This window comes from Nocardia sp. NPDC050799, assembly GCF_040654015.1.
In the GTDB taxonomy this organism is placed as follows: Bacteria; Actinomycetota; Actinomycetes; order Mycobacteriales; family Mycobacteriaceae; genus Nocardia.
The window spans coordinates 68,179-92,781 of sequence record NZ_JBFAHF010000005.1 but is presented as its reverse complement, the minus strand read 5'-3'; the positions used below and the strand labels follow the sequence as shown (position 1 = coordinate 92,781).

Annotated in this window: 23 protein-coding genes and 1 pseudogene; 21 read left to right on the top strand and 3 right to left on the bottom strand. The window is 70.3% G+C overall.

Annotation, left to right across the window (positions count from 1 at the left end):
- Positions 1–2: 2 nt before the first annotated feature.
- From AB0H42_RS07430 to ffh, 4 genes are all read left to right on the top strand, one after another.
- Positions 3–341, top strand: coding sequence for a P-II family nitrogen regulator (locus AB0H42_RS07430; RefSeq protein ID WP_265806272.1), 339 nt, complete (start codon positions 3–5; stop codon positions 339–341).
- Positions 342–519: 178 nt separating this feature from the next.
- A complete protein-coding gene (locus tag AB0H42_RS07425; protein ID WP_357051677.1) occupies positions 520–2,898 on the top strand; it encodes a [protein-PII] uridylyltransferase in 2,379 nt (792 codons plus the stop codon).
- Positions 2,899–3,024: 126 nt separating this feature from the next.
- Positions 3,025–3,366, top strand: a complete 342-nt coding sequence (locus tag AB0H42_RS07420) for a hypothetical protein (protein ID WP_081876871.1) — start codon at positions 3,025–3,027, stop codon at positions 3,364–3,366.
- Between the two features lie 272 nt (positions 3,367–3,638).
- Entirely contained in the window at positions 3,639–5,201 is a 1,563-nt protein-coding gene (ffh, locus tag AB0H42_RS07415) for a signal recognition particle protein (RefSeq protein ID WP_357051226.1), read from the top strand.
- Positions 5,202–5,742: 541 nt separating this feature from the next.
- Here ffh and AB0H42_RS07410 read toward each other — a convergent pair.
- On the bottom strand, positions 5,743–7,629 hold the full coding sequence (locus AB0H42_RS07410) for a VWA domain-containing protein (protein WP_357051223.1): 1,887 nt from the start codon (positions 7,627–7,629) through the stop codon (positions 5,743–5,745).
- A 331-nt stretch (positions 7,630–7,960) separates the two neighbouring features.
- Between AB0H42_RS07410 and rpsP the strand changes: the two genes are divergently transcribed.
- The 17 genes and pseudogenes from rpsP to AB0H42_RS07325 all read left to right on the top strand — a co-directional run bounded on the left by rpsP (position 7,961) and on the right by AB0H42_RS07325 (position 22,907).
- A complete protein-coding gene (gene rpsP / locus AB0H42_RS07405; protein WP_357051220.1) occupies positions 7,961–8,401 on the top strand; it encodes a 30S ribosomal protein S16 in 441 nt (146 codons plus the stop codon).
- Entirely contained in the window at positions 8,401–8,643 is a 243-nt protein-coding gene (locus AB0H42_RS07400) for an RNA-binding protein (protein ID WP_357051217.1), read from the top strand. Before rpsP ends, AB0H42_RS07400 begins: the two co-directional genes overlap by 1 nt.
- On the top strand, positions 8,644–9,168 hold the full coding sequence (gene rimM, locus AB0H42_RS07395; protein ID WP_357051214.1) for a ribosome maturation factor RimM: 525 nt from the start codon (positions 8,644–8,646) through the stop codon (positions 9,166–9,168). It begins immediately after the preceding gene.
- A 13-nt stretch (positions 9,169–9,181) separates the two neighbouring features.
- Positions 9,182–9,868: a tRNA (guanosine(37)-N1)-methyltransferase TrmD gene (trmD, locus tag AB0H42_RS07390; RefSeq protein WP_357051211.1), complete on the top strand. Its 687-nt coding sequence runs from the start codon at positions 9,182–9,184 to the stop codon at positions 9,866–9,868.
- A gap of 212 nt (positions 9,869–10,080) precedes the next feature.
- A pseudogene (locus AB0H42_RS07385) lies at positions 10,081–10,351 on the top strand (AMP-dependent synthetase); the annotation flags it as partial.
- Between the two features lie 156 nt (positions 10,352–10,507).
- The gene (locus tag AB0H42_RS07380) at positions 10,508–12,961 is read left to right on the top strand and encodes a Tex family protein (protein WP_357051674.1); all 2,454 of its coding nucleotides are present in this window, start codon (positions 10,508–10,510) and stop codon (positions 12,959–12,961) included.
- 24 nt (positions 12,962–12,985) lie between these two features.
- Positions 12,986–13,918 (top strand): hypothetical protein, encoded by a 933-nt coding sequence (locus tag AB0H42_RS07375; protein ID WP_357051208.1) that lies wholly within the window; start codon positions 12,986–12,988, stop codon positions 13,916–13,918.
- Between the two features lie 121 nt (positions 13,919–14,039).
- Positions 14,040–14,381 carry a 50S ribosomal protein L19 gene (gene rplS / locus AB0H42_RS07370; protein ID WP_030521783.1) on the top strand — a complete coding sequence of 114 codons (342 nt, stop codon included), beginning with the start codon at positions 14,040–14,042 and terminating at the stop codon, positions 14,379–14,381.
- Positions 14,382–14,494: 113 nt separating this feature from the next.
- Positions 14,495–15,277, top strand: coding sequence for a signal peptidase I (lepB, locus tag AB0H42_RS07365; protein WP_357051205.1), 783 nt, complete (start codon positions 14,495–14,497; stop codon positions 15,275–15,277).
- Between the two features lie 178 nt (positions 15,278–15,455).
- The gene (locus AB0H42_RS07360; protein WP_357051202.1) at positions 15,456–16,196 is read left to right on the top strand and encodes a ribonuclease HII; all 741 of its coding nucleotides are present in this window, start codon (positions 15,456–15,458) and stop codon (positions 16,194–16,196) included.
- A gap of 138 nt (positions 16,197–16,334) precedes the next feature.
- Entirely contained in the window at positions 16,335–16,640 is a 306-nt protein-coding gene (locus tag AB0H42_RS07355; protein WP_011210678.1) for a DUF2469 domain-containing protein, read from the top strand.
- A gap of 134 nt (positions 16,641–16,774) precedes the next feature.
- Positions 16,775–17,131 carry a YraN family protein gene (locus AB0H42_RS07350; protein WP_357051199.1) on the top strand — a complete coding sequence of 119 codons (357 nt, stop codon included), beginning with the start codon at positions 16,775–16,777 and terminating at the stop codon, positions 17,129–17,131.
- A complete protein-coding gene (locus tag AB0H42_RS07345) occupies positions 17,131–18,642 on the top strand; it encodes a YifB family Mg chelatase-like AAA ATPase (RefSeq protein WP_357051196.1) in 1,512 nt (503 codons plus the stop codon). Before AB0H42_RS07350 ends, AB0H42_RS07345 begins: the two co-directional genes overlap by 1 nt.
- Positions 18,639–19,823 carry a DNA-processing protein DprA gene (gene dprA / locus AB0H42_RS07340; protein ID WP_357051194.1) on the top strand — a complete coding sequence of 395 codons (1,185 nt, stop codon included), beginning with the start codon at positions 18,639–18,641 and terminating at the stop codon, positions 19,821–19,823. Before AB0H42_RS07345 ends, dprA begins: the two co-directional genes overlap by 4 nt.
- A gap of 795 nt (positions 19,824–20,618) precedes the next feature.
- Positions 20,619–21,542: a tyrosine recombinase XerC gene (locus AB0H42_RS07335; RefSeq protein WP_357051191.1), complete on the top strand. Its 924-nt coding sequence runs from the start codon at positions 20,619–20,621 to the stop codon at positions 21,540–21,542.
- Between the two features lie 672 nt (positions 21,543–22,214).
- Positions 22,215–22,574: a DUF202 domain-containing protein gene (locus AB0H42_RS07330; protein ID WP_357051188.1), complete on the top strand. Its 360-nt coding sequence runs from the start codon at positions 22,215–22,217 to the stop codon at positions 22,572–22,574.
- 9 nt (positions 22,575–22,583) lie between these two features.
- Entirely contained in the window at positions 22,584–22,907 is a 324-nt protein-coding gene (locus AB0H42_RS07325; protein ID WP_357051185.1) for a DUF202 domain-containing protein, read from the top strand.
- Between the two features lie 80 nt (positions 22,908–22,987).
- Here the strand turns inward: AB0H42_RS07325 and AB0H42_RS07320 are convergent, their stop codons facing one another.
- Together AB0H42_RS07320 and AB0H42_RS07315 are read right to left on the bottom strand one after the other, a co-directional pair.
- Positions 22,988–23,497: a M23 family metallopeptidase gene (locus AB0H42_RS07320; RefSeq protein ID WP_357051182.1), complete on the bottom strand. Its 510-nt coding sequence runs from the start codon at positions 23,495–23,497 to the stop codon at positions 22,988–22,990.
- A 74-nt stretch (positions 23,498–23,571) separates the two neighbouring features.
- Positions 23,572–24,120 carry a hypothetical protein gene (locus AB0H42_RS07315; protein WP_357051179.1) on the bottom strand — a complete coding sequence of 183 codons (549 nt, stop codon included), beginning with the start codon at positions 24,118–24,120 and terminating at the stop codon, positions 23,572–23,574.
- Between the last annotated feature and the right edge of the window lie 483 nt (positions 24,121–24,603).

Below are 24,603 nucleotides of genomic sequence, written 5' to 3'. Positions count from 1 at the left end.
CCATGAAATTGATCACCGCAATCGTCAAACCGTTCACGCTCGAAGACGTCAAAACCGGCCTGGAGCAGGCGGGCGTATTCGGTATGACCGTGAGCGAGGTCCAGGGATACGGACGGCAGAAGGGTCACACCGAGGTCTACCGCGGTGCCGAGTACTCGGTGGATTTCGTGCCGAAGGTGCGGGTCGAGGTCGTGGTCGACGACGCCACGGTGGACCGGGTCGTGGATCTGATCATCGAGGCGTCGCGTACCGGCAAGATCGGCGACGGCAAGGTCTGGGTCACCCCGGTCGAAACGATCGTCCGGGTCCGGACCGGGGAACGCGGCACCGACGCGCTATAGACCGCTGCGCGCATCGAGCGCGCCGGCGGGTGCACGACGACAACGCGGCCCCGCTCCCACCGATTACCGGTCGGGGCGGGGTCGCCTGCGTGAACGGGTGGTGGTTTCGTTGGCAGACAACCGGCAGGGTCGGGAGCCCGGGCGAACCGGAAAAGCGGCCGCACTGTCGCACGGGGCCGTGGACCTGGTGCGGGCCCGGGATCAACTGCTGGCCGGCGGCGCGCCGCGCCATCCGCGGCTGGACGCCGAATCGCTGCGCGCGGCCCTGGTCGATCTGTACGAACTGTGGCTCACCAGCAAGGGCGCCGAAGTGGGGATAACGCCGGACAGCGGGCTGGCGATCATGGCCGTGGGCGGGCTCGGCCGCCGGGAGATGCTGCCGTACTCCGATCTGGATCTGGTCTTGTTACACGAGGATATGGACCCGAAACGGGTCGCCGAGATCGCCGACCGGCTCTGGTATCCGCTGTGGGACGCGCATATCAAACTCGACCACAGTGTGCGCACCGTCCCTCATGCCCTGAAGGTGGCCTCCGATGATTTGGTGGCCGCGCTCGGCATGCTCGATGCCCGCCACATCGTGGGCGACTCCGATCTCAGCGACCGGGTCGTCGCGGGGATCCGCAAGGACTGGCGCAGCGGAATACGGGGTCGTTTCGACGAACTGGTCGCCGGGGTCCGCGCGCGCTGGGAACGCAGTGGTCAGGTCGCCCACCGCAGCGAGCCGGATCTGAAGAACGGGCGCGGCGGACTACGCGATATCCAGCTGCTGGACGCGCTCGCGATCGCCCAGCTCACCGACGCCATGCCCGGGTTGGGCCCGGACGCGCCCGGTGGTGGTCTCTCCCAGGCCCATCGGCGGCTCCTGGATGTGCGCACCGAACTGCACCGGGTCGCGGGCCGCGCCCGCGACCAGTTGCGCGCCCAGGACGCCGACGAGATCGGGGCCGCGCTGCGTATCGGGGACCGATTCGATCTGGCCCGCACGCTCAGCGACGCGGCGCGCACCGTCGGATATTCGGTCGATGTGGGACTGCGCACCGCGGGTAACGCGCTACCGCGCCGCGGTCTGGCCCGGTTGCGCCGGATGCCGGTGCGGCGGCCGCTGGACGAGGGCGTGGTCGAACACGCCGGAGAAGTGGTGCTGGCCAGGGATGCCCGGCCCCAGCGTGACCCGGGGCTGGTGCTGCGGGTGGCCGCGGCGTCCGCACAGACCGGGCTGCCGATGTCGGCGACGACCCTGAACCGCCTGTCCGAGGACGCTCCGGAGCTGCGGGAACCGTGGCCCAAGGACGCCCTGAACGATCTGCTGGTACTGCTCGGCGCGGGCCGGGGCGTGATCGACGCGGTGGAAGCACTGGACCGGACCGGTCTCTGGGGCAGGCTGCTGCCGGAATGGGGTGCGGTCCGGGATCTGCCGCCGCGTGACGCGCTGCACGTGTGGACGGTGGACCGGCACTCGGTGGAGACGGTGGCCTACGCGAGCGCGCTGAGTACCCGGGTGGCCCGGCCCGATCTGCTGGCACTCGGTGCGCTGCTGCACGATATCGGCAAGGGCCGCGTGGAGGACCACTGTGCGGTGGGTGCCGACCTGGCGACCCATATCGGTCGCCGGTTGGGCCTGTGGCCCTCGGATGTGGAAATCCTCAGCGCCATGGTCCGCCACCATCTGCTGCTGCCCGATGTCGCCACACATCGGGATATCGACGACCCGGACACCGTGCGGTACGTGGTCGACGTGCTGGACAACGATCCGCGGCGGCTCGAACTACTGCACGCGTTGGCCGAGGCCGATTCGCTGGCCACCGGCCCGGGCGTATGGGGCGAGTGGAAGGCCACCCTGATCGGGGAACTGGTCCGGCGCTGCCGCACCGTGATGGCGGGGGAGACCCTGCCCGAACCCGAACCCATCCCCGAGGAGTTGCTGGTCCGCGCCGCCGCCGGCGGTGTGCACGTCGAATTGACGCCGGGCGAGGGGAAATACACCCATATCGCCACCGTGATCGCCCCGGACACCCCTGGACTGCTCTCGAATACCGCGGGCGTACTGGCCCTGCATTCGCTGCGGGTGCTCTCGGCGTCGGTCGGCGGGGCGGGGGATTCGGCGATCAACACCTTCGTGGTGACACCGATTTTCGGCGGTCCGCCGGACGCGGGCCTGCTGCGGCAGGAGATCAAACGGGCCGCGGCCGGGGAGCTGGATGTGCGGGCGGCGCTGGACGCGCGGGAACGAGAGACCCTCGGGGCCGCGCGCCGAGCCCAGGCCGAGCCCCGGCTGCTGTGGGCGGAGACCGCGACACCCGGACAGCTGATCCTGCAGTTGCGGGCCGAGGACCGAATCGGGTTGCTCTGCCGGTTGGCCGCGGTACTGGCGGGTGCGGGCGCCGATGTGCGCTGGGCGAAGGTCGTGACGATGGGCTCGTTCGTGGTGGACGTGTTCTGCGTGGATCTGGGGCAACGATCCGGCCCCGACCGGCGCGCGGAGCTCGAATCGGCGATCCTGACGGTGGTTCCGCGACCGGCTTCGCGCACACCCCCGGAGCCCGAGCAGAACTAGCGTTCGAGACGAAGGTCACCGTTGCGCGTCGATTGCTCACCGTTTGCCAGCGAGTTGCCGATGGTGGGTGATCGGGCCCCTAACATTCGGGTGGTCAGCTGTCGCGCTCATGAGGGGAGCAGGTCGGTGGCAATCCAAGTGGTGACCTCGTCGATCATGACCAGCGATATGACACCGCACATCGCCCGATGTGTAGGTGACGCCTACTGGGTGGTGTCCTGGTTGCCGGGGCGCACGCTCACCGAGCCACAGGCGATGGCCGCGATGAATGTGGCCGCCGCTGTAGCGACCAACGGGCTACCGCCCGACGACGACTGGTCGCGGCTGGACAGCCTCTCCCGCGAACTCGGCCTCACCGGGCGCGAGGCGGCCTATCTGGTCGCTGTGGAACAGCACGACTACCGCCGGGGGTTCTCCACCGAGTACATCGGCGACGCCTCCGGCGCCGCCGGGTCGGGGCCCTCGTAACCCCCGTCCGACACTCCGCCGCTCGATCGCTGCGCTCCTTCGCTCCAGAACCGGGGCGGGCCCCGACCGCGGAGGCCGGCCATCCGGGGCGTGGCCGAGGTGTGTGCGGACGGGCGCCATGGCCGGCCTCCGGGACGGCTGCCCGGCGAGGATCTCCGGTGATGTGTGCGAGCAGTCCGGTGCGGGCCGCGGCCCCGCCGGGCCGCCCGCTACTCTGGGACGCCCATTACCCTGGGACTCAGTGACGTCACTCGAGATCAGGAGCGCGCCAGGTGTTCGAATCCCTATCCGACCGGTTGACCGGTGCCCTGAAGGACCTTCGCGGTAAGGGACGCCTGTCGCCGGCCGATATCGACGCCACCTGCCGGGAGATCCGCTTGGCGCTGCTGGAGGCCGATGTCGCGCTGCCCGTGGTCCGCGGTTTCGTCGCCCGGATCAAGGAGCGGGCCAAGGGCGCGGAGGTCTCGGCCGCGCTGAACCCGGCCCAGCAGGTCGTCAAGATCGTCAACGAGGAACTCGTCGGGATCCTCGGTGGCGAGACCCGGCGCCTGACGCTGGCCAAGACCCCGCCGACGGTGATCATGCTGGCCGGCCTCCAGGGTGCCGGTAAGACCACGCTCGCCGGCAAGCTCGCCAAATGGCTGCGCGACCAGGGACATCAGCCGCTGCTGGTGGCCTGTGATCTGCAGCGCCCGGGCGCGGTGACCCAGTTGCAGGTGGTCGGCGAACGCGCCGGTGTGCCGGTGTTCGCGCCGCACCCCGGCACCTCGATCGGTGGCGGCGAGAACGCCCTCGGGGTCACCGCGGCCGATCCGGTCGCGGTGGCCGAATCGGGTATCGGCGAGGCGCGCGCCAAACAGTACGACGTCGTGATCGTCGACACCGCCGGCCGGCTCGGTATCGACGCCGAACTCATGGCACAGGCCGCCGGTATCCGCGACGCGGTGAAACCCGACGAGACCCTGTTCGTCCTCGACGCCATGATCGGCCAGGACGCGGTCTCCACCGCCGAGGCCTTCCGTGACGGGGTCGGCTTCACCGGTGTGGTCCTCACCAAACTCGACGGCGACGCCCGCGGTGGCGCGGCGCTGAGCGTGCGCAATGTCACCGGCGCGCCGATCATGTTCGCGTCCACCGGCGAGAAACTCGAGGATTTCGACGTCTTCCATCCCGACCGGATGGCCAGCCGCATCCTCGGTATGGGCGATGTGCTCACCCTTATCGAACAGGCCGAACAGGTCTACGACGCGCAGCAGGCCGAGGAGGCGGCGCGCAAGATCGGCAGCGGCGAGCTCACCCTCGAGGATTTCCTCGACCAGATGCTCGCCATCCGCAAGATGGGGCCCATCGGCAATCTGCTCGGGATGCTGCCGGGCGCCGGCCAGATGAAGGACGTACTGGCCCAGGTCGACGATAAACAGCTCGACCGGGTCCAGGCGATCATCCGCGGTATGACCCCCGCCGAGCGGGAGAACCCGAAGATCATCAACGCCTCCCGCCGGCTGCGTATCGCCAACGGGTCGGGAGTCCAGGTCTCCGATGTCAACCAACTGGTCGACCGGTTCTTCGAGGCCCGCAAGATGATGACGATGATGGGCCGGCAGATGGGAATGCCCGGCGCCAACCGTCGTAACAAGAAGCAGAAGGGCAAGAAGGGGAAGAAGGGCGGGCGCGGGCCCACCCAGCCGAAGATGCGCGGCGGTTTCCCCGGTATGCCGGGCCTGCCCGGCGGCGGCGGTATGCCGGATCTGTCCAATATGCCGCCCGGCCTGGATCAACTGCCCCCGGGGCTGGAGAACTTCGATATCTCCAAGTTCAAGTTCCCGGACAAGTGAGCTGTGTTTTTTTGGCGCCGCCTGCGGCGGCGCGGGGTTGAGGCCTCCTTGGTCTCGCCGTTTCGGCCTCGAGACTCGAGCCTTCGGCTCATGCGATGTGCGGTGGGCCGTCCAGAGAGTGCGGCCAATTGAACACCTTCGGCCAAGGGACGAGACGGGCCTCAACCCTTTGAGGTGTCTCGTAAAACTCGACGCATGGGGTTGCGTCGGGATTTGATGTTCGGGGCTCTTGGTTGCGTCGGGATTCGATGCTCCGAGTCCGAGTCCGAGTCCGAGTCCGAGTCCGAGTCCGAGTCCGAGTCCGAGTCCGAGTCCGAGTCCGAGTCCGAGTCCGAGTCCGAGTCCGAGCCCGAGCCCGAGCCCGAGCCCGAGCCCGAGCCCGAGAGCTGGACCGAGACCCAGAGCGGGACCGAGACCCAGAGCGGGACCGGGACCCAGAGCGGGACCGGGACCGGGACCGGGACGGACCGGGGTTGGGGGCGGGACCGGGGAGCGGGGCACAGCGGGCGGGTGCGCATCGGCTGTGCCCCGACGAGTTCGGTCAGCGCCTCCTGCGGCGGCTGAGCAGGAAGGCGATCGTCGCCGCCGAGATCACCAGCACCGCGCCGCCGACGGCCACCCACACCAGCGGCGATACGCCGTCGGCCGCTGTGTCGGCCGCGGCGGCGGGATACGGCGCGCCGGCTTGCTGCGGGTCTGTGCCGAAGGTGCCCGTACTCGCGGAATCGCCGGCGTAGCGCGGCCCCGGCTCGGGCTCGCCGGTGACATCCACCTCCAGCTCGACCGGTACCGGCGCGACCTGGGCCCGCTCGCCGTGCGCGGGGCTCAGCTTCACCGCGATGTAGTACCAGCCCGCCACCGCTTGGTCGTGCATCGTGTGATCGGCAGCCTCCCGGTTCAGGAACCTGATCGGTGTGGTGGCCAGTGCCGGGTCGTTGCTCGGCAGGATGTTCTCGGTCCCGGTGTAGGCGGCGAAATCGGAATCGAGTTCCGCCCGGTACGGGTTGTAGAGCGTGGTGGCGATATTCGAGACATAGTCGATGCCGCGCTCGGGGGTCGCGGCGAACCGCACCCGGTATGCCAGCCCCTGGCCCCACTCCAGTTTCACCCGGTAGAAGACGAATTCGCCGCGTTGCAGGGTATCGGTGTACCGGCCGGAACCGGGCAGGGCGGCCGCGATATTGAACGAGCCCCCGCCGATCGCCGGGACGGCCACCCCGTCCGGTGCGGCGAATTCCACCGCTTCCGGATCCGGTGCGGGTCCCGGATCGGCGATCGCGGGCTCCACACCGACCAGTAATTCCACCGGCAGCTGCGCCGGAGCGTTGTCGGCGACATGAGCCCATTCCAGGGCGAAATAGTAGCGCCCGCCGCCCCGGCACCGGTCGGTGCTCGGACTGCCGGTGTCGGGTTCGGCCGCGCCTGTCCACGCGCTGCCGACGGTCAGCGCCACACCGTCGGTGGAGCGGGTGGCCAGCTCGTTCTCGTAGACATGGCAGTCTTCGCCGTCGGTGCCGTACACCCGAAGGTCGAGGCGGTTGTTCGCGAACACGGCGTCGCCGCCGCGCGGGAAGGACACGGTGGCGCTGAAATAGGCCGTCGCGTCGTCGGGCACGTCCACCGCGTAGTAGCGCGGCGCGCGCTGCCCGAGTACATCCAGGTACTGGCCCGCGGCGGCCACCGGCGCGTCCCGGTAGCCCGCGGTGCCCGCGAGCGGGCTGCCGGTGGGTGCGTAGGTGCGCAGAGCGGTGGCGCTGACGCGCGGAAGCACCTGTGCCAAGGTTCTCCCGTCCACGGCATCGGTATAGGTGCCGCCGGTGGCCTGGGCGATACAGGTCAGCTGGGCGCGTGACGGATCGTCGACACCGAAGCCGATGGCGTGCACCACGATCTCGGCGCCCTGGGCGGACAATTCGCGCGCGACCTCACACGGGTCCGGCGGGGCGCAGGTGTCCAGTCCGTCGGAGACCAGCACGATCGAACGCGGACCCCCCTGGGGCAGGGCCGCGGCGGCGGTCCGCAAGGAGATCCCGATCGGGGTGTAGCCGCTGGGCACGATCCGGTCCGCGGCGCCGGTCAGCGCGGGCCTGTCGAGGGTTTCCGCCGGATGCAGCACCTGGACGTCGCGGCAGCCGGCGTCCTTCTCCGCGTCCGCGGATCCCGTGGATGTGCCGTACACGGTCAAACCGACCTTCGCCGTCGCGGGTGCCGCGGTCACGAACGACCGCACCGCGTTCTTCGCCGCGTCCATCTTGGTGCCGCCGCCGGGGTCGGGCGCCGCCATGGAGCCCGAGGCGTCCAGGACCAGCATGGTCGGCGCGTACTCCGGCTGCTGCGGTGACTGCTGGGCCAGGGCCGGAACCGAGACCGGAACCAGGCCGATCACCCCCGCCGCGGCCGCGGCCAGAAATCTGTTCGAGAATGACACGTGGTCGGTACTCCCATTCGACTCGGCCGCGTCCTGGCCGGATACGGCCGGTCGGACGCTACTCAGACGACTGACCAGTTGCCAACCGGCGGGTCCCCGCCGACGGGACGACACCGCCCCGGCGCCCACCGCCCGCGAGCTCGCGTACCCGGGCGGTTTCCGGGCCGGCCGCGGCGTCTGGCAGAATGAATGACCGTCCTTCTGGACAGTGTCAGCCCGTCTCCGGTCACGTACCGCGCGGCGGTCACACACTTCATTCGCAAAACCGGGCTCGCGAGACCGCGTGAGTCGCTGAATTGCGCCGTGACCACTATGAAAGGCAGATCAGCAGATGGCTGTTCGCATCAAGCTCACCCGTATGGGCAAGATCCGCAACCCGCAGTACCGCGTCGTCGTCGCGGACGCCCGCACCCGTCGTGACGGCCGGGCCATCGAGTCCATCGGCAAGTACCACCCCAAGGAAGAGCCCTCGCTGATCGAGATCGACTCGGAGCGGGCGCAGTACTGGCTGGGCGTCGGCGCGCAGCCGACCGAACCGGTGCAGCGGCTCCTGGAGATCACCGGCGACTGGCAGAAGTTCAAGGGCCTGCCGGGCGCCGAGGGCACCCTGAAGGTCGCCGCGCCCAAGCCGTCCAAGCTGGACCTCTTCAACGCCGCGCTGGCCGCCGCCGACAACGAGCCGGCCGCTGAAGCCGTCACCCCGAAGAAGAAGGCCAAGAAGGACAAGGAAGAGGGCGCCGAGGCGACCGAGTCCGCCGAGGCCGCCGAGTAATGAGCGTCGTCGTCGCCGATGCCGTGGAACATCTGGTTCGCGGTATCGTCGCCAATCCCGATAACGTCCGCGTCGAGCTGATCACCGGTCGCCGCGGGCGCACCGTCGAGGTGCACGTCCACCCCGACGACCTGGGTAAGGTCATCGGCCGGGGTGGCCGCACCGCGACCGCCCTGCGCACCCTCGTCGCCGGTATCGGCGGCCGGGGTATCCGGGTCGACGTGGTCGACACCGACCAGTAGATGGAACTCGTCGTGGGCCGGGTCGCCCGCTCGCACGGTGTGCGGGGCGAACTGGTGGTCGAGGTGCGCACCGACGAACCGGAGGCGCGGTTCGCGCCCGGCGCGGTGCTGCACGGGCGCGCGGCGCGTTCCGCTCAGGTGCGTGACTTCACCGTGGAGTCGGCCCGGGAACATTCGGGCCGGCTCCTGGTGAATCTGGCGGGTGTCACCGACCGGTCCGCCGCCGACGCCCTGCGCGGCACGCTGTTCCTGGTGGACAGCGAGGAACTCGGGCCGTCGGAGGACCCGGACGAGTTCTACGATCACGAACTCGAGGGCCTGCGCGTACAACTCACCGACGGGACCGAAGTCGGCACCGTCACCGAGGTGCTGCATTCGGCAGCCGGTGAACTGCTCTCGATCCGCGCCGCCGCGGACGGGCGGGAGATCCTGGTCCCTTTCGTCACCGCCATCGTGCCGACGGTGTCGATCGCCGACGCGCTGATCGTGATCGACCCGCCCGAAGGCCTACTGGATCCGGAATGAGGTGGCCGGCGTCATGAGGATCGACGTGGTCACCATCTTCCCGGAATACCTGGACCCGTTGCGTACCGCGCTGCTGGGCAAGGCCATCGACAAGGGTGTCGTATCGGTGGCTGTGCACGATCTGCGGCGCTGGACCCACGATGTGCACAAATCCGTCGACGATTCGCCCTACGGCGGCGGGCCCGGCATGGTGATGAAACCCGTCGTCTGGGGGGACGCCCTCGACGCGGTGTGCCCGGACGACGCCCTGCTCGTGGTTCCCACACCCGCCGGCGTTCCCTTCACCCAGGAGACCGCGCAGCGGTGGGCCGGAGAAGAGCACCTGGTGTTCGCCTGCGGCCGCTACGAGGGTATCGATCAGCGGGTGTTCGACGACGCGGCCCGCCGGGTCCGTGTCGAAGAGGTCAGTATCGGGGACTACGTACTGATCGGCGGCGAGGCCGCGGTCTTGGTGATGACCGAGGCGGTGGTCCGGTTGATCCCCGGCGTACTCGGCAATCAGCAGTCGCACGAACAGGATTCGTTCTCCGACGGGTTGCTCGAGGGCCCCGGTTACACCCGCCCGGTGAGCTGGCGGGGACTCGAGGTCCCGCCGATCCTGCTGTCCGGAGACCATGCCCGTATCGCGGCCTGGCGCCGGGAGCAGTCGCTGATCCGCACGCGGGAACGGCGACCGGATCTGCTGCCCGATACGGACTGAGCCGCGCTACCCGGGTGGGGTCACGGTGGCGATACGGAACGGGTGTGCCACAGCGCTGCACCACCGAGCGGGTCGAGCAGGAACCGGACGGCAATGCGAAACCGGCGGAGTACCGGGGCGGCCCGGCCATTCCGCGGCAGGCGCCGAGTCGACGGGCTGGTCTGCACAGTCAGGAAATGATGCCGAGGCGGCGGGCGGTGGCCACAGCCTCGCTGGTGCTGCACGACGAGGTCGCCGAGGCCGCCGTCGTCGGACTCCCCGACGAGTTGCGCGGCGAAGTGCTCGAGGCGTTCGTGGTGCTGCGCGGTGATACCGCCGGCTCCCCGGAACTGGAAGCGCAGCTGCAGACACTGGTGAAGCAGAAGTTCGCCGCGCACGCCTGCCTACCCGCGCCGGGTGCATTTCGTCGCCACGCTGCCCAAGACCCCCAGTGGCAAGGTGCAGCGGTTCCTGTTGCGGCAGCAGGGGCGCGCCGCCGGATGACCGTGCCCGCTGTGCTCGCCCCGGGGGCAGCCGGGGCCGGGCGCGGCCCGGCTGTCGTCGGGCGAATGTAGTGTGCGGGTGGTGACGACAGTGCCGCAGACCTCGGATCCCGAGACCATCCCCACCGACTCGCTTGCAAACCCCGGTACCGGCCCGGTGGTGTCCGGCTCCGTCAGCCGGCGCATCGCCGATGAGCTCTCGGTGCGCGAGAACCAGGTCCGGGCTGCCGTCGAGCTACTGGACGCCGGGTCGACGGTGCCGTTCGTCGCCCGGTACCGCAAGGAGGTCACCGGCGGTCTGGACGACGCCCAGCTGCGTACGCTCGAGGAACGCCTGCACTATCTGCGCGAACTCGACGAGCGCCGGGCCACGATCATCGAATCCATTGGCGGCCAGGGCAAACTCGACGAGGCACTGCACCGGCAGCTGCTGCTCGCCGAGACCAAGGCCCGGCTCGAGGACATCTACCTGCCCTATAAGCCCAAGCGCCGTACCAAGGCTCAGATCGCGCGCGAGGCCGGGCACGAACCCGTTGCCGACGCGCTGCTCGGGAACCCGGACACCGATCCGGCCGGTTACTCCGCCGAACAACTCGAGGGCGCACGCGCCATCCTCGTCGAGCGGTTCGCCGAAGACGCCGATCTGGTGGGCGAACTCCGCGAACTCATGTGGAACCGGGGCCGTCTCACCGCCACGGTACGTCCCGGTAAGGAAGAGGCCGGGGCGAAATTCGCCGACTACTTCGAATTCGGCGAGGAATTCGCAAGCCTGCCCTCGCATCGCATCCTGGCGCTGCTGCGCGGGGAGAAGGAGGAGGTGCTCAGCCTCCACCTCGACCCCGAACCCGCCGATTCCGAGCTCGCACCCGGCGAACGCAGCACCTATGAGGCGCGGATCGCCCAGCGGTTCTCGATCGCCGAGGCCGGTCGCGCCGCCGACGGCTGGCTGCTCGACACCGTGCGCTGGGCCTGGCGGACCAAACTCCAGGTGAGTCTGGGTATCGACACCCGGATGCGGTTGCGGCAGGCCGCCGAACGCGATGCGGTGGATGTCTTCGCCGCCAACCTGCGCGATCTCCTGCTGGCCGCGCCGGCCGGCACCCGCACCACCATGGGCCTGGATCCGGGCTACCGCACCGGAGTCAAGGTCGCCGTGGTCGACGGCACCGGCAAGGTTCTCGCGACCGAGGTCGTGTACCCGCACAAACCGCAGAACCAGACCGAGAAATCGCTGGCGGTCCTCGGCGCCCTGGTGGCGCGGTTCGGCGTCGAACTCATCGCCATCGGCAACGGCACGGCCTCCCGGGAAACCGACGCGCTGGCCGCGCAACTCATCGAACGGATCCCGGAGAACAAACCGACCAAGATCGTGGTGTCCGAGGCCGGTGCGTCGGTGTATTCCGCCTCGGCCTACGCCACCCAGGAACTGCCCGATATGGACGTCTCGTTGCGCGGCGCGGTCTCCATCGCGCGCCGGTTGCAGGACCCGCTGGCCGAACTGGTCAAGATCGAGCCGAAATCGATCGGTGTCGGCCAGTACCAGCACGATGTCTCGGAAACCCTGCTGGCCCGGTCGCTGGGCGCGGTGGTGGAGGACGCGGTGAACGCGGTCGGCGTCGATGTGAACACCGCCTCGGTGCCGCTGCTGGCGCGGGTCTCCGGGGTCACCGGCTCGGTGGCCGAGAGCATTGTGGCGCACCGCGATCAGAACGGTCCCTTCCGCAGCCGCACCGCCCTGCTCGACGTCCCGCGGCTGGGTCCCAAGGCGTTCGAACAGTGCGCGGGCTTCCTGCGGATCCGGGGCGGTGACGATCCGCTCGACACCTCCGCTGTGCACCCGGAGGCCTATCCGGTGGTGCGCCGGATCCTCGATTCCACCGGTACCGGAATCGCCGAGGTCATCGGTAACGGCGCGGTCCTGCGTACGCTGCGCCCGGCCGATTTCATCGATGAGAAATTCGGTGTCCCCACGGTGACCGACATCATCGGCGAACTCGAGAAGCCCGGCCGCGATCCGCGCCCCGAATTCAAAACCGCGGAATTCGCGGCGGGAATCGAGAAGGTCGCCGATCTGGAGCCGGGCATGGTGCTGGAGGGTGTCGTCACCAATGTCGCCGCGTTCGGTGCCTTCGTCGACGTCGGTGTGCACCAGGACGGTCTGGTCCATGTCTCGGCGATGTCGCGGAATTTCGTGCGCGACCCGCGTGAGGTGGTGAAATCCGGTGATGTGGTCAAGGTGAAGGTGCTCGAGGTCGATGTCGCGCGCCAGCGCATCGGGTTGTCGCTGCGGCTCGACGACGAGCCCGGGGCGGGTAAGCCCGAACGCGGTCAGGGCCCCGGCGACCGCGGCCGCGGCCAGGGTGGCCGCGACGGCGGCGCCCGGACCGGTGGCCGCGACGGCGGTGGCCGCGACGGGGGCGCCCGGGGCCAAGGCCGTAACGAGAAGAACCGCGGCGCGCAGGGCAACGGTCAGAATGCCGGTGGCCGCGGTGGCGGTAACGGTGGCGGTCAGGGACGCAATCGCGGGCAGGGCCGGGACGGCCGGCGCGATAATGCACCGGCGAACGGTGCCATGGCCGACGCGCTGCGCCGGGCGGGTTTCGGGAAGTGACCACGAGCTGAATCGGGGGCCGGTATGCGGCAGTGGCTGTCCGAGGACGTGATCGCCGCGGGCCGGCTCCCGCTGCTCTGCTTTCTGTTCGGTTTCATCACCGGGTTCCTGGTGATCCGGGTCAGCGTCCGGCTCATCCGGGCCCGGGTGCGCTGGTGGCCCGGCAACCTGAAGTCCGGCGGTGTGCACATCCACCACATGGTGTTCGGCGTGGTGCTGGTGCTGATCTCCGGTATCGGGATGATCGCCGGAGCCGCGGGGAACAGCACCGGCACGGCGTCGGTCCTGGCGGCCACCTTCGGGGTCGGCGCCGCGCTCGTACTCGACGAATTCGCGCTGCTGTACTACCTGCGCGATGTGTACTGGGAAGAACAGGGTCGGACCTCGGTGGACGCGGTGTTCGTCGCCCTCGCGGTCACCGGCCTGCTGCTGCTGGGTTTCCATCCGCTGTGGTTGCTGGAGATCAACGGTGTGCGACACCAGCCCGGCCTCGGCACGCGGCTGCTCGTCGCCGGATTCGCGGTGGTGAACCTGGCGCTGGCCGCCGTGGTCATCGCCAAGGGCAAGATCTGGACCGGGCTGTTCGGCATGTTCTTCCTGCCGTTGCTGGTCGTGGGCGCGCTGCGGCTCAGCCGGCCGGGAGCCCCGTGGGCGCGCTGGCGGTACGGCAGCAGGCGGCGGCTCAGGTACCGCGCCATCGTGCGGGAACGCCGGTACCGGCGCCCGGTGATACGGGCCAAGATCTTCGTCCAGGACCTGATTGCCGGCAGTCCGGATGTCGATCACGCGCGGTCGGCGGCCGAGGTGGAACTGACGCGTACGGTGGTACCGGCGCCGCCCCCACCGCCGCGGCAGCATCCGCTGCTGCAAGATCTGCACCTGTGGCCGCCCGATCGGGGCGGCGACGCCGAGGAAGCGGAGGCCCCGGCCGGGCCGGTTTCCGAAAGCGACCGCTGATCTGGCACAATGCACAGGTTGCCCTGGGCATGACCCGGGCGCATCCACATTCGGAGCACGAACCGGTCGAGCTTTCGCGCCGCCAGGTTCCTCTGTTCGCGCGACCATCAGAAGGATGATCATGAACACCCTTGATTTCGTCGACGAGAGCTCGCTGCGCAGCGACGTCCCCGACTTCCGTCCGGGCGACACCCTCAATGTGCACGTGAAGGTCATCGAGGGCTCCAAGGAACGTATCCAGGTCTTCAAGGGCGTCGTCATCCGGCGCCAGGGCGGCGGTATCCGCGAGACCTTCACCGTGCGTAAGGTGTCGTTCGGTGTCGGTGTGGAGCGCACCTTCCCGGTGCACAGCCCCACCATCGATCACATCGATGTGGTGACCCGCGGTGATGTCCGCCGGGCCAAGCTGTACTACCTGCGGGAGCTGCGCGGTAAGGCCGCCAAGATCAAGGAAAAGCGCTGACCCGTCGCTGACCGCCGACACCCGTGTGCCGCGCCGCACCACGGTGACCTCGGCGAACGGCATATGTAGCCCGGTGCCACGAATCCGTTGTGGCACCGGGCTACGCTGTTCGCGTGGCAGATGAGAGTTGGTCGGTTTCGGGATCCGATTCCAGGAGCGAACCGCCGAGAAGGCGTCGTGCGCGAAAGCAGGTCAAAGCGAAGCGGCAGCGGCCGTTCTGGCAGGAACTCCCCATCCTGCTGGTCATCGCGGCGATCATCGCCGCCCTCATGGTCACCTTCGTCGGCCGCCCCTATGTCATTCCGTCCCAATCCATGGAACCCACCCTGCACGGGTGCACCGGCTGCACCGGCGACCGGATCTACGTGCAGAAGGTGAGCTACTACTGGAGCGACCCGAAGCCCGGGGACGTGGTCGTATTCGTCGGCCCGCCGTCCTGGAACGACCACTATGTCTCGATCCGTTCCGACAATCCCGCCGTGCGCGGTATCCAGAACTTCTTCGCCTTCTTCGGCCTGGTCCCGCCCGATGAGAACGACCTGGTGAAACGCGTGATCGCGGTCGGCGGCCAGACCGTGGAGTGCTGCGACGAACAAGGCCGGGTCATGGTGGACGGGAAACCCCTGGACGAGCCCTACGTCGCCGACGACTACCCATGGGTCGCGGGCCAGCAGAACGCCGCCTATCCGGTGGGCCGGGTCTTCGGGCCGGTACTGGTACCGCCGGGCCATCTGTGGGTGATGGGCGACAACCGCAACGAGTCGCGCGATTCCCGCGCGCATATCGGCGACGACCTCCAGGGCACGGTGCCCATCGAGAATGTCCGCGGCAAGGCCGTCTTCAAGATCTGGCCGCCCGGCCGGATCGGTCCGGTGACATCGCAGAATCCGCAGTAGGCGCGAGGTTTCCGCGGTCGCTCCGCGGGGAGCGCCGCGCGATCCGGGCAGTAGCGGCGCCGATCACCTTGCCGGACAAGCCGTTCGACCGGGCCGGGACCGGACCTACCGGTACCGCGCCCGATCCGGTGCGCGATAATCGGGCCGTGGTTCCCGATCATCTGTCGCGAGGTGGCCAGTGACACGTAGTAACCGTGCCGCCGGGCGAGGCAACAGCTGGCCGCCGCGGGTGGTGGTCCGCAAGGCCGCGGGCCTGCGGACACTCGATTCGGCGCTGATACGCAGTGGTCTGGGGCCGGTCGCGGGCGTCGACGAGGCGGGTCGCGGTCCGAGCGCCGGGCCACTGGTGGTCGCCGCGTGCGTACTCGCGCCGAAGGCGTCCGCGGCGCTCGCCGGGCTCAACGACTCCAAGAAGCTGACCGAGGCGGCCCGTGAGACGCTGTTTCCGGTGATCAAGAAGTTGGCGCTGGCCTGGAAGGTGGTAGTGATCCCCGCCGCGGAGATCGATGCCATCGGAATCCACGTCGCGAATATCGAGGGCATGCGCCGGGCGGTGGCCGGGCTGGACTGCTCGCCGGGCTATGTGCTCACCGACGGATTCCGGGTGCCGGGGCTGGCGGTACCGTCGCTGCCGGTGATCGGCGGCGACGCCAGCGCCGCCTGTATCGCGGCGGCGAGTGTGCTGGCGAAGGTCACGCGCGACCGGATGATGGTCGAGCTCGACCGGCGCCGGCCGGGCTACGGATTCGCCGAGCACAAGGGTTACAACACCACGCAGCATCTCGAAGCGCTGCGCCGGCTCGGTCCCTGTCCGGAACATCGGCGGTCGTGGCGCACAGTGCGCGAATGCGGCGCGCCGATACCCGCGGCGGCCGAATCACTGGCGCTCGCGACTGCGGAGGCCGGCGGCGCCGCCTGACCGGGGGCCGCGCGGCCGCGCCCGGCCCGCCGCACGGCGCGGCGACGGTGTGCAGTCCGGCCCACGGTGACATGCCCGGGCGCGATGAGCGATGATGTGAGCAGACGCAAGGCGGCGAGAAGGAGGACGTTCCACCAGATGAGTGCCGAGGACCTCGAGAAATACGAAACCGAGATGGAGCTCTCGCTCTACCGGGAGTACAAGGACATCGTCGGTCAGTTCTCGTACGTGGTGGAAACCGAACGCCGCTTCTATCTGGCCAACTCGGTGGAGCTACGACCGCAGAACGCCGACGGCGAGGTGTACTTCGAAGTACGGATGAGCGATGCATGGGTCTGGGATATGTACCGGCCCGCGCGCTTCGTCAAACACGTCCGGGTGATCACGTTCAAGGACGTGAACATCGAAGAGCTGGAGAAGCCGGACCTGCGGCTACCCGAATGAGCCGCCGCGGCCGGTGAGTTCCTCCGGGTCGTACCCCGGAGGAACTTGTCCACAGGCCACGGGTTGTCCACAGACCACTTGTTTGCGCAGGTCGGTGCGGTGGGATCGGTGCGCCGGTGGCAGATGCTGGGCACGTGGGACACAACACGGCGCTCGGCGCCCAAGGGGAGGAACTGGCGGCCAGATACCTGCAGGCCGCCGGTATGGAGATCGTCTGCCGTAACTGGCGGTGCCGGTACGGCGAACTGGACCTGGTGGTCCGCGACGCGGGAGTGACCGCCTTCGTCGAGGTGAAGACCAGGTCCGGGCTCGGAGACGGGACACCGGCCGAGGCCGTCACCTACGCCAAACGGCAGCGGATCCGCCGCTTGGCGCTGCTCTGGCTCACCGAACAGGACGGCCCCTGGCAGCGGATCCGTTTCGATGTCGTCTCCATCGTGCTCCCGCGGACCGCCGAGCCCGTGATCGAGTACCTGCGGGCGGTGTTCTGATGCCGCTGGGCAGGGCCTGCTCGATCGCGGTGCGTGGGATCGACGGCCAGGTCGTCGAGATCGAGGCCGATATCGGTCAGGGGCTGCCGTCGGTGCATCTGGTGGGTCTGCCCGACGCATCGCTTCAGGAATCCCGGGACCGGGTCCGGGCAGCCGTCGCCAATACCGGCGAGAAATGGCCGGATGGCCGGGTGATTCTGGCCCTGTCGCCGGCGACGCTGCCGAAGGTGGGCTCGGTCTACGATCTCGCGCTGGCCGTCGCGGTCCTGCACGCGGCCGATATCGTGCCCTCCGAGCGGCTCACGGGCACCGTGCTGCTGGGCGAACTCGCCCTCGACGGGCGGTTGCGCCGGGTCCGGGGCGTCCTGCCCGCCGTGCTCGCGGCACGCCGGGCCGGTCGCAAGACGGTGGTGGTCCCCGAGGCGGCCCTGCCGGAAGCGGGGCTCGTTGCCGGAATCCGGGTGCTGGGCGCACCGACACTGCGCGCCGCCATCGACTGGTTACGGGGCGAAGGCGGCCTGGAGGAGTCACCGGGAGTGCTCCCACCACCCTCGAGCGTCCCGAGCGGAGATCTGCGGGATGTCGCCGGACAGCACGAAGCGCGCTGGGCGCTGGAGGTCGCCGCGGCCGGTGGGCACCATCTGCTGCTCACCGGAGCCCCCGGGATCGGGAAGACCATGCTGGCCCAGCGCCTGCCCGGAGTGCTGCCGCCGCTGTCGGAGGACGAGGCGCTCGAGGTCACCGCCGTCCATTCGGTCGCCGGCACGCTCTCCGACGAACAGCCGCTGATCACCAGCCCGCCGTTCGTCGCCCCGCACCATTCGACCTCGGTGAGTGCCATGGTGGGCGGTGGTTCGGGGTCGGCGCGGCCCGGTGCGGTGAGCCGCGCACACCGCGGGGTGCTGTTCCTGGACGAATGCGCCGAGATCGGTGCCAAGGTGCTCGAGGCGATGCGGACACCGCTGGAGGAGGGCGAGGTACGGATCGCGCGGCGCGACGGGGTGGCCCGCTATCCGGCGCGATTCCAGCTCGTACTCGCCGCCAACCCCTGCCCTTGCGCCCCGGCCCGCGATGTGGACTGCATCTGTGCCCCGCTCGCCCGGCGCCGGTACCTCGGCAAACTGTCCGGTCCCCTGATGGACCGCATCGATATCTGGTTGCAGATGCATCCGATATCGGGTGCCGGTCTGGCGGCGGCGGAATCGGAGGACAGCGCGACCGTGCGCGGCCGGGTGATCGCCGCCCGCGCCGCCGCCGTCGCCCGGTGGCGCGACGAGGGATGGCGTACCAACGCCGAGGTCCCGGGGTACGCCCTGCGCCGACGGTTTCCCCTACCCGCGGAGACGACGGCTCCGGTCGAGGCGGCGCTGCGACTGGGCCGGATCTCGGCGCGGGGCGCCGACCGGGCGCTGCGGGTCGCGTGGACCGTCTGCGATCTGCGCGGCGGCGAGATGCCCACCGCACACGATGTGATGCAGGCTCTCGACTTCCGGCAGCGGAGTCCACAGTGAACGCGGCCGGAATCGGCTCGCCGGCCCGCCGGGGGACCGTCGGCGAGCAGGAAGAACGGCAGCTCGCCTGGGCGTATCTGTCCCGAGTGGTTCTCGGGCCGTGCCCGGCGCTCACGGCCCTGATCGACTCGGTCGGGGTATGCGAGGCGGCGCGGGCGGTCCGGGAACGCGCGCTTCCGCCGGTGCTGCGCGCCGCGACCGAGCGGCGGCGGGAACTGGACACGGCCGCGCGGGATCTGGAGGTCATCCGCGCCGGTGGCGGGCGGCTCGTCACCCCCGACGATCCCGAATGGCCGGCCTGGCGGATGCTGGGTCTGGGTCAGCTCACCCCGGGCCGCGACCCGGACGGTGCGGTGCCGCTGGTGTTCTGGGTCCGGGGCGGCCGGGATCTCGGCGAACTCACCGAGCGCGCGGTGGCGGTGGTGGGCGCTCGGTGCAGCACCGGATACGGCGACCGGGTGACCGGTGAGATCGCGGGAGAACTGGCCGTCCGCGGATGGACGGTCGTATCCGGCGCCGCCTTCGGTGTCGACGGTACGGCGCACCGGGCCGCGCTCGCGGTCGGCGGCGCCACCATCGCCGTGCTGGCCTGCGGCGCCGACCGGCCCTACCCCGCCCAGCACGACCGCCTCATCGCCCGGATCGCCGAAACCGGTCTGGTGGTCAGTGAATACCCGCCGGGTACGGTCGCGCGCAAACACCACTTCCTGGCCCGGAATCGGCTGATCGCCGCCCTGGCCGACGGTGTGCTGGTGGTCGAGGCCGGATTGCGCAGTGGCGCCCGCAACACGGTGAAATGGGCCCGCCGGATCGGTCGTCCCGCGCTAGCGGTGCCGGGATCGGTGAATTCGGCGGCCTCCGCGGGTTGCCACCGGATGATCCGCGACGGGGAAGCGACCCTCGTCACCGGTCCGGAGGACGTACTCGCCGATATCGCGCCCCTGCACCTACCGCTGACCACCGGTTCGGCCGGTACCGACCATCTCAGCGATACCGAGGCCCGCGTGCTGGCGGCCCTACCCGCTACCGGCGGCCGGTGGCCGCACGATATCGCAGCAGCGACCGGGATCGCGGCGGCCGAGGTCCGCGCGGCACTCGTCGCGCTCGACCTGGCGGGAGTGGCCGGTCGCGGCGAGGTGGGCTGGTACCGGCCGGCCCGGGCAGTGGAGAGCGACGGGTGAACACCTCGTTCGAGCGACGTTCTCGAGCGCTGTACGCGGGGCTGTAGGTAGTGCCACCCGCTGTGGTTCCGGGCCGGGGCCCTGCATCCATCTCGTCCTGTCGCCGGGCGACAGCCTCGCCGGGATGCGAACTCGCCAGGGCGCCGATATCAGGTGTTTCGATTGCGGCCCGATGAATTCGTCGACCACTGGCATGGCTGGTACGACTGGCGCGCAGCCGACCGAAGCCGAGATCAACAGCGCAACTACCCGCCGTCGGCCGGCGGATCCACCGCTGCCACGGATACCACCCCGACGCACGCGGCGAGTTCGGCGCGCTGAGGCGGGGCGAATCTCCATCGGGCATCTCCAGCAGAACCTCATCGCGCGTCGCCGCTGCCACGGGAGGGAGCAGGGGACGGTGCTTCCGCTTCGCCTGCGGAGCGGAAGCACATCGGGAGGTGGCCGTCGAGCCGGGGGCCGGCATCCGCTCGACTGCGGTCGATACGCGATCGGAGCCGGCCGCTGTCGGCGAAGTCGAGCCGGTGCCGGACCCGCGTGTGCGCCACACCAGCAGTCAGTGGTGGCCGACCGGAACGAGACGGCCGGGGTGGCGTCCGAATGCGGTCAGGGCGGTGTGTGCATGGGATCGGCGTCGGTGGGTGCGAATGCATGTGCAGCCGGCGCGGTCCGGTGGGTGCGGCCGCGGTCGCGAGGCGTGGCTTCGCCGGTTGTGCGTGGCGGATGTGTACGAGCTGCCAACGGATATCGGCGCGTGGGCTTGCGGTTCGAAGGCGATCGGACGACGGTGGGACGGTGCGTGAGTTGCCCGAGGATCTGGAGGCGCTGCTGACCGAATACGGGCGGCATCTGCGGCTCGGTCGCAACCGGTCGGCACATACGGTGCGCGCCTACCTCGGCGATATCCGGTCGCTGTTGGCGCATCTGGTCGACCATGCCGCCGACGCCTCGGTGCGTGAACTGGACCTGCCGGCCATGCGCGCGTGGCTGGCAGCGCACGCGGAGCGCGGCGCGGCCCGCACCAGTATGGCTCGGCGGGCGTCGGCTGCGCGGGCGTTCACCGCCTGGCTGACCCGGACCGGCCGGCTGACCGTGGATCCCGGGCTCCGGCTCGCCGCGCCCAAGGCCCACCGCAGCCTGCCCGCCGTCCTCGGTCAAGAGCAGGCGGGCCGGGTGATGAACGCCGCGGAATCGGGTGCCGCACAGCACGATCCGATGGCGCTGCGGGATCGGCTCATCGTCGAACTGCTGTACGCCACCGGAATCCGTGTCGGCGAACTGTGCGGACTCGATATCGACGATATCGATCGGGAACGACGGCTGGTACGTGTCCTGGGCAAGGGCAACCGGGAGCGATCGGCACCGTTCGGCGGCCCCGCCGATCACGCGGTGGGTGAATGGCTGCGCTACGGGCGGCCCGTCCTGGCCACACCAGATTCCGGCCGCGCGCTGCTCCTGGGCCGACGGGGCCGGCGCCTCGATCAGCGGCAGGCCCGGACAGTGGTGCACGCGGTGGTGTCCGCTGTCCCGGGCACCGCCGACCTGGGACCACACGGCCTCCGCCATACGGCGGCCACGCACCTGCTGGAAGGCGGCGCGGATCTGCGGGTGGTACAGGAACTGCTGGGTCACGCCAGCCTCGCGACCACGCAGCTCTACACCCACGTCTCCATCGACCGTCTGCGAAAAGCCCACGACCAGGCCCACCCCCGCGCCTGAACCGCTGTTGGTGGGGCGGGGATTCCGTGACCGGGCACATCCGCCGCTTGGGCTGCTGTGGTGGGTCGGGAATTCGATGACCGGGCACATTCCCCCGCTCGGGCAGCCGTCGGTGGGCCGGGATTTCCATTGGTCGAACGCCGCCGGGTGCCGCCCGTCTGCCCGGCTCCTCGTATCGCTGACTCCTACAACGGTTTGGGCGATCCACCGACTTCCTCGTTCTGCGCTGCCTCGGAAGATCCGGATTTCCCGACCGCCGACCTCGCGCCGGCCCCGCGGGAATTCGGGTTCGGGGACGATATCGCCGTGTGTGCCCGACGCTGGGAGAACCGGACCGGGCTCGAAGTCGCGGTGACACCTGGCTTCGCCGCGGCCTCAGTGTTGACCTCAGCGGCACCGCCGCACTGCCCTCGAAGGGCGACGACCGGCCGGTCGGCCTCGAACTCAGGGGGTACCTTCGATCGGCGCGCTCGGTGGGTGAACGGTCCGGCCCGCATACCGGCCTCGTTGCCGACCACGAGCCGGCCGGGAGTCGATCCGGCGGCCCCTCTACGACCCGGTGGCTGGATTCGCCGCGGTACGGCGCTTACGCTGTCCAGCGGAGCCGCCCTACCGCGGCCGACCGGCATTTCGGGAGGTGAGCGTGCAGACCACGACCGGCACGGTCGCCCGATGAGTGCCGCGCGAGAGGACACAGACCGCGCGGGGGAACCGGTCGACTACCGGTTCACGCTCGCCAACGAACGGACCTTCCTGGCCTGGATCCGCACCGCGCTCGGGTTGCTGGCCGGTGGGGTCGCGGTGCACGCGGTGGTGCAGGAACAGTGGAATGTCGATTTCCGTACCGCGTTGGCCGTCAGCTGTCTGCTGCTGTCGGTGGTCCTCGCGGTCGGGGCGTATGTGCACTGGCGGCGGGTTCGCGACGCGATGGAGGAAGGGCGGCCGCTGCCGGGCACGGTGCTGGTGCCGGTGCTGGCCGCCGGGACCGCGTTCGTGGCGGTTCTCGCCTGCGTAGCCGTACTGCTGCACTGAGGACGGGACGTGACCGAATCGACCGAGACCCGGCTCGCCGCGGAGCGGACGGCGCTGTCGTGGCGGCGCACCTGTCTGGGGTGTCTGGTGGTCGATCTCCTGCTCCTACGTCTCGTGCTCGAGGAGGGGTGGGATCCGGCCGCGCTCCTGCCGGGTATCGCCTGTCTCGTCCTGCTGTCGGTCGCCGCCCTGGGCTACCGGCGCAGTCGCCGGCTTCGCGTCGGCCCGGCCGGCGCCGCGTCGGCCACCATCGGCTCGGTCACCCTCGCCATGGCGGTTGTCGCACTGGTCATCGTCGGTTACGTGATGGTGCATCCCGGCCCGCCCGGCTGAGGAATACGATGGCCGGTCCCGGTGTCGGCGCACCGGAGCCGCCACATTCGGTCTGGTCTTCCGCCGATCGACTCGGCCGCTCATCCGTCGGCCGGGGGTATGCCGTGCTCCACCGGCTTCAGCCTGATCGGCGTCCTCCGCAGCAGTCCGAGCGGGTCGAGGTATTCGCGGGACGCGTGCGCGGTGCTCTCCCGGCGCAGGCCCCAGTGCAGGCAGGCCGGCACCGGGCACCCGGCGTGGCCCGTGGCCAGTTCACCGATCCGCGCGCCCCGGGTGACCCGGCGGCCCACCGGGACCTCGGCCTCCACCGGTTCGTACGTGGTCCGCAACCCACCGTCGTGCAGTATCGCCACCACCGGTTTGCCCGCCACCTTCCCGGCGAAGACCACGACGCCCGGCCCGGCCGTGTAGACCGCCTGACCGGGCGCCCCGGCCAGGTCCACCCCGCGATGGCCCGGCAGCCAGTCGTGGTCCGGCGGGTCGAACGGCCGGGCGACCACCGGGCGCGGGCGCAGCGGCCAGTCGAACCCGGTCTCCGGGGCCGCCGCCGCGGAACCGGAGGACAGCAGGGCGGCGACCGCGAGGACCACCCCCGCGATCCCCAGGCCCGCCCTGCCGGACCGAGCGGGCCCCCGCGGTGCGCTGGGTCCGGCTGCGCTGGGTCTTACCGCCCGCGGTCGGGGCATGGACATGCTTCCGGTACCGGTCGTGGTGCGAGCCGGATAAGTTCGTGCACCAGATCTTTCAGCAGGGGGAGAACCCGGCACAGCGCGCCCGAACCGGTGGCCGAGCCCGAATTCGAGCCCGTCCCGCAGCCACCGGCCCGGCTCGACCCGGCCGGTGACCGGTGGGCCACCTCGTTCGACTGCCCGGCATCCGGTTCGGCGGGCAGGGTTTCCTCACTGAGGGGCAGGCCGGGCGGGGCATCGATGGGCGTGGCAGTCGAGGAAACCGCGGTCGATTCCGGGCCGCCGGTGCCGACTGCTCCGATAGCAGCCGCGTCCGGGCCGGAAACTGCAGCGGTGAGCGAGAAGTCGCTTCCCTGCAACGACGTAGGAATTCCGCCCGCCTGCAGGGTGATCCAGCCGGTATTCGCCAGGCCGGTACCGGTCGTCGTCGGGTCACCCGCGGAGCCGCGGTGCGCGACCGCGGTGGCATCGCCCGAATGCGCGGCGGCCGTGGGGCCCGGACCGAGCGGAACCGCGAGGAACACCGTGGTGAGCGCGGCGCCGATCAGGCCGGCCGGTCTCCGGCGCCGGCCCGTGGGTCCGCGGCGGCTCGATCGATGCCGTGGCGTGCCGGAACTGGACAGGTGACGGCCGTCCGCGTCGGGCCGGCGGACCGGGTTCCGCCCGGGAGAACGCCGGAGGTGGCGGTCCGGCGTGTGCCGTGCCGGTGCGTCCCCGGGAAACGGTGTCGAGCGAGGTCGGATCGTGGGAAAGCGGGTCGTGCGTATCGGGGCGGTCCGCTGCGACCCGCGCGCACCGTCGAGCTGTTCCGCGCCGGTCTCGGTGTGGCCGCTCGGGCGGGATTCGGCCGGCCGCTGGGCCATCCTTCGCTCGTACCGCCTGGCCCGGCGGGCCAGATCACTCGGTCCCGGGGCCGGGGGCGCCCCGGACGCCGCGCGCTCTCCGGCGGGGGCGTGGGGCGACGCCCGGTGCCGACCGGCGGTCCGTCCGGGCTGGCGATCTCTCCG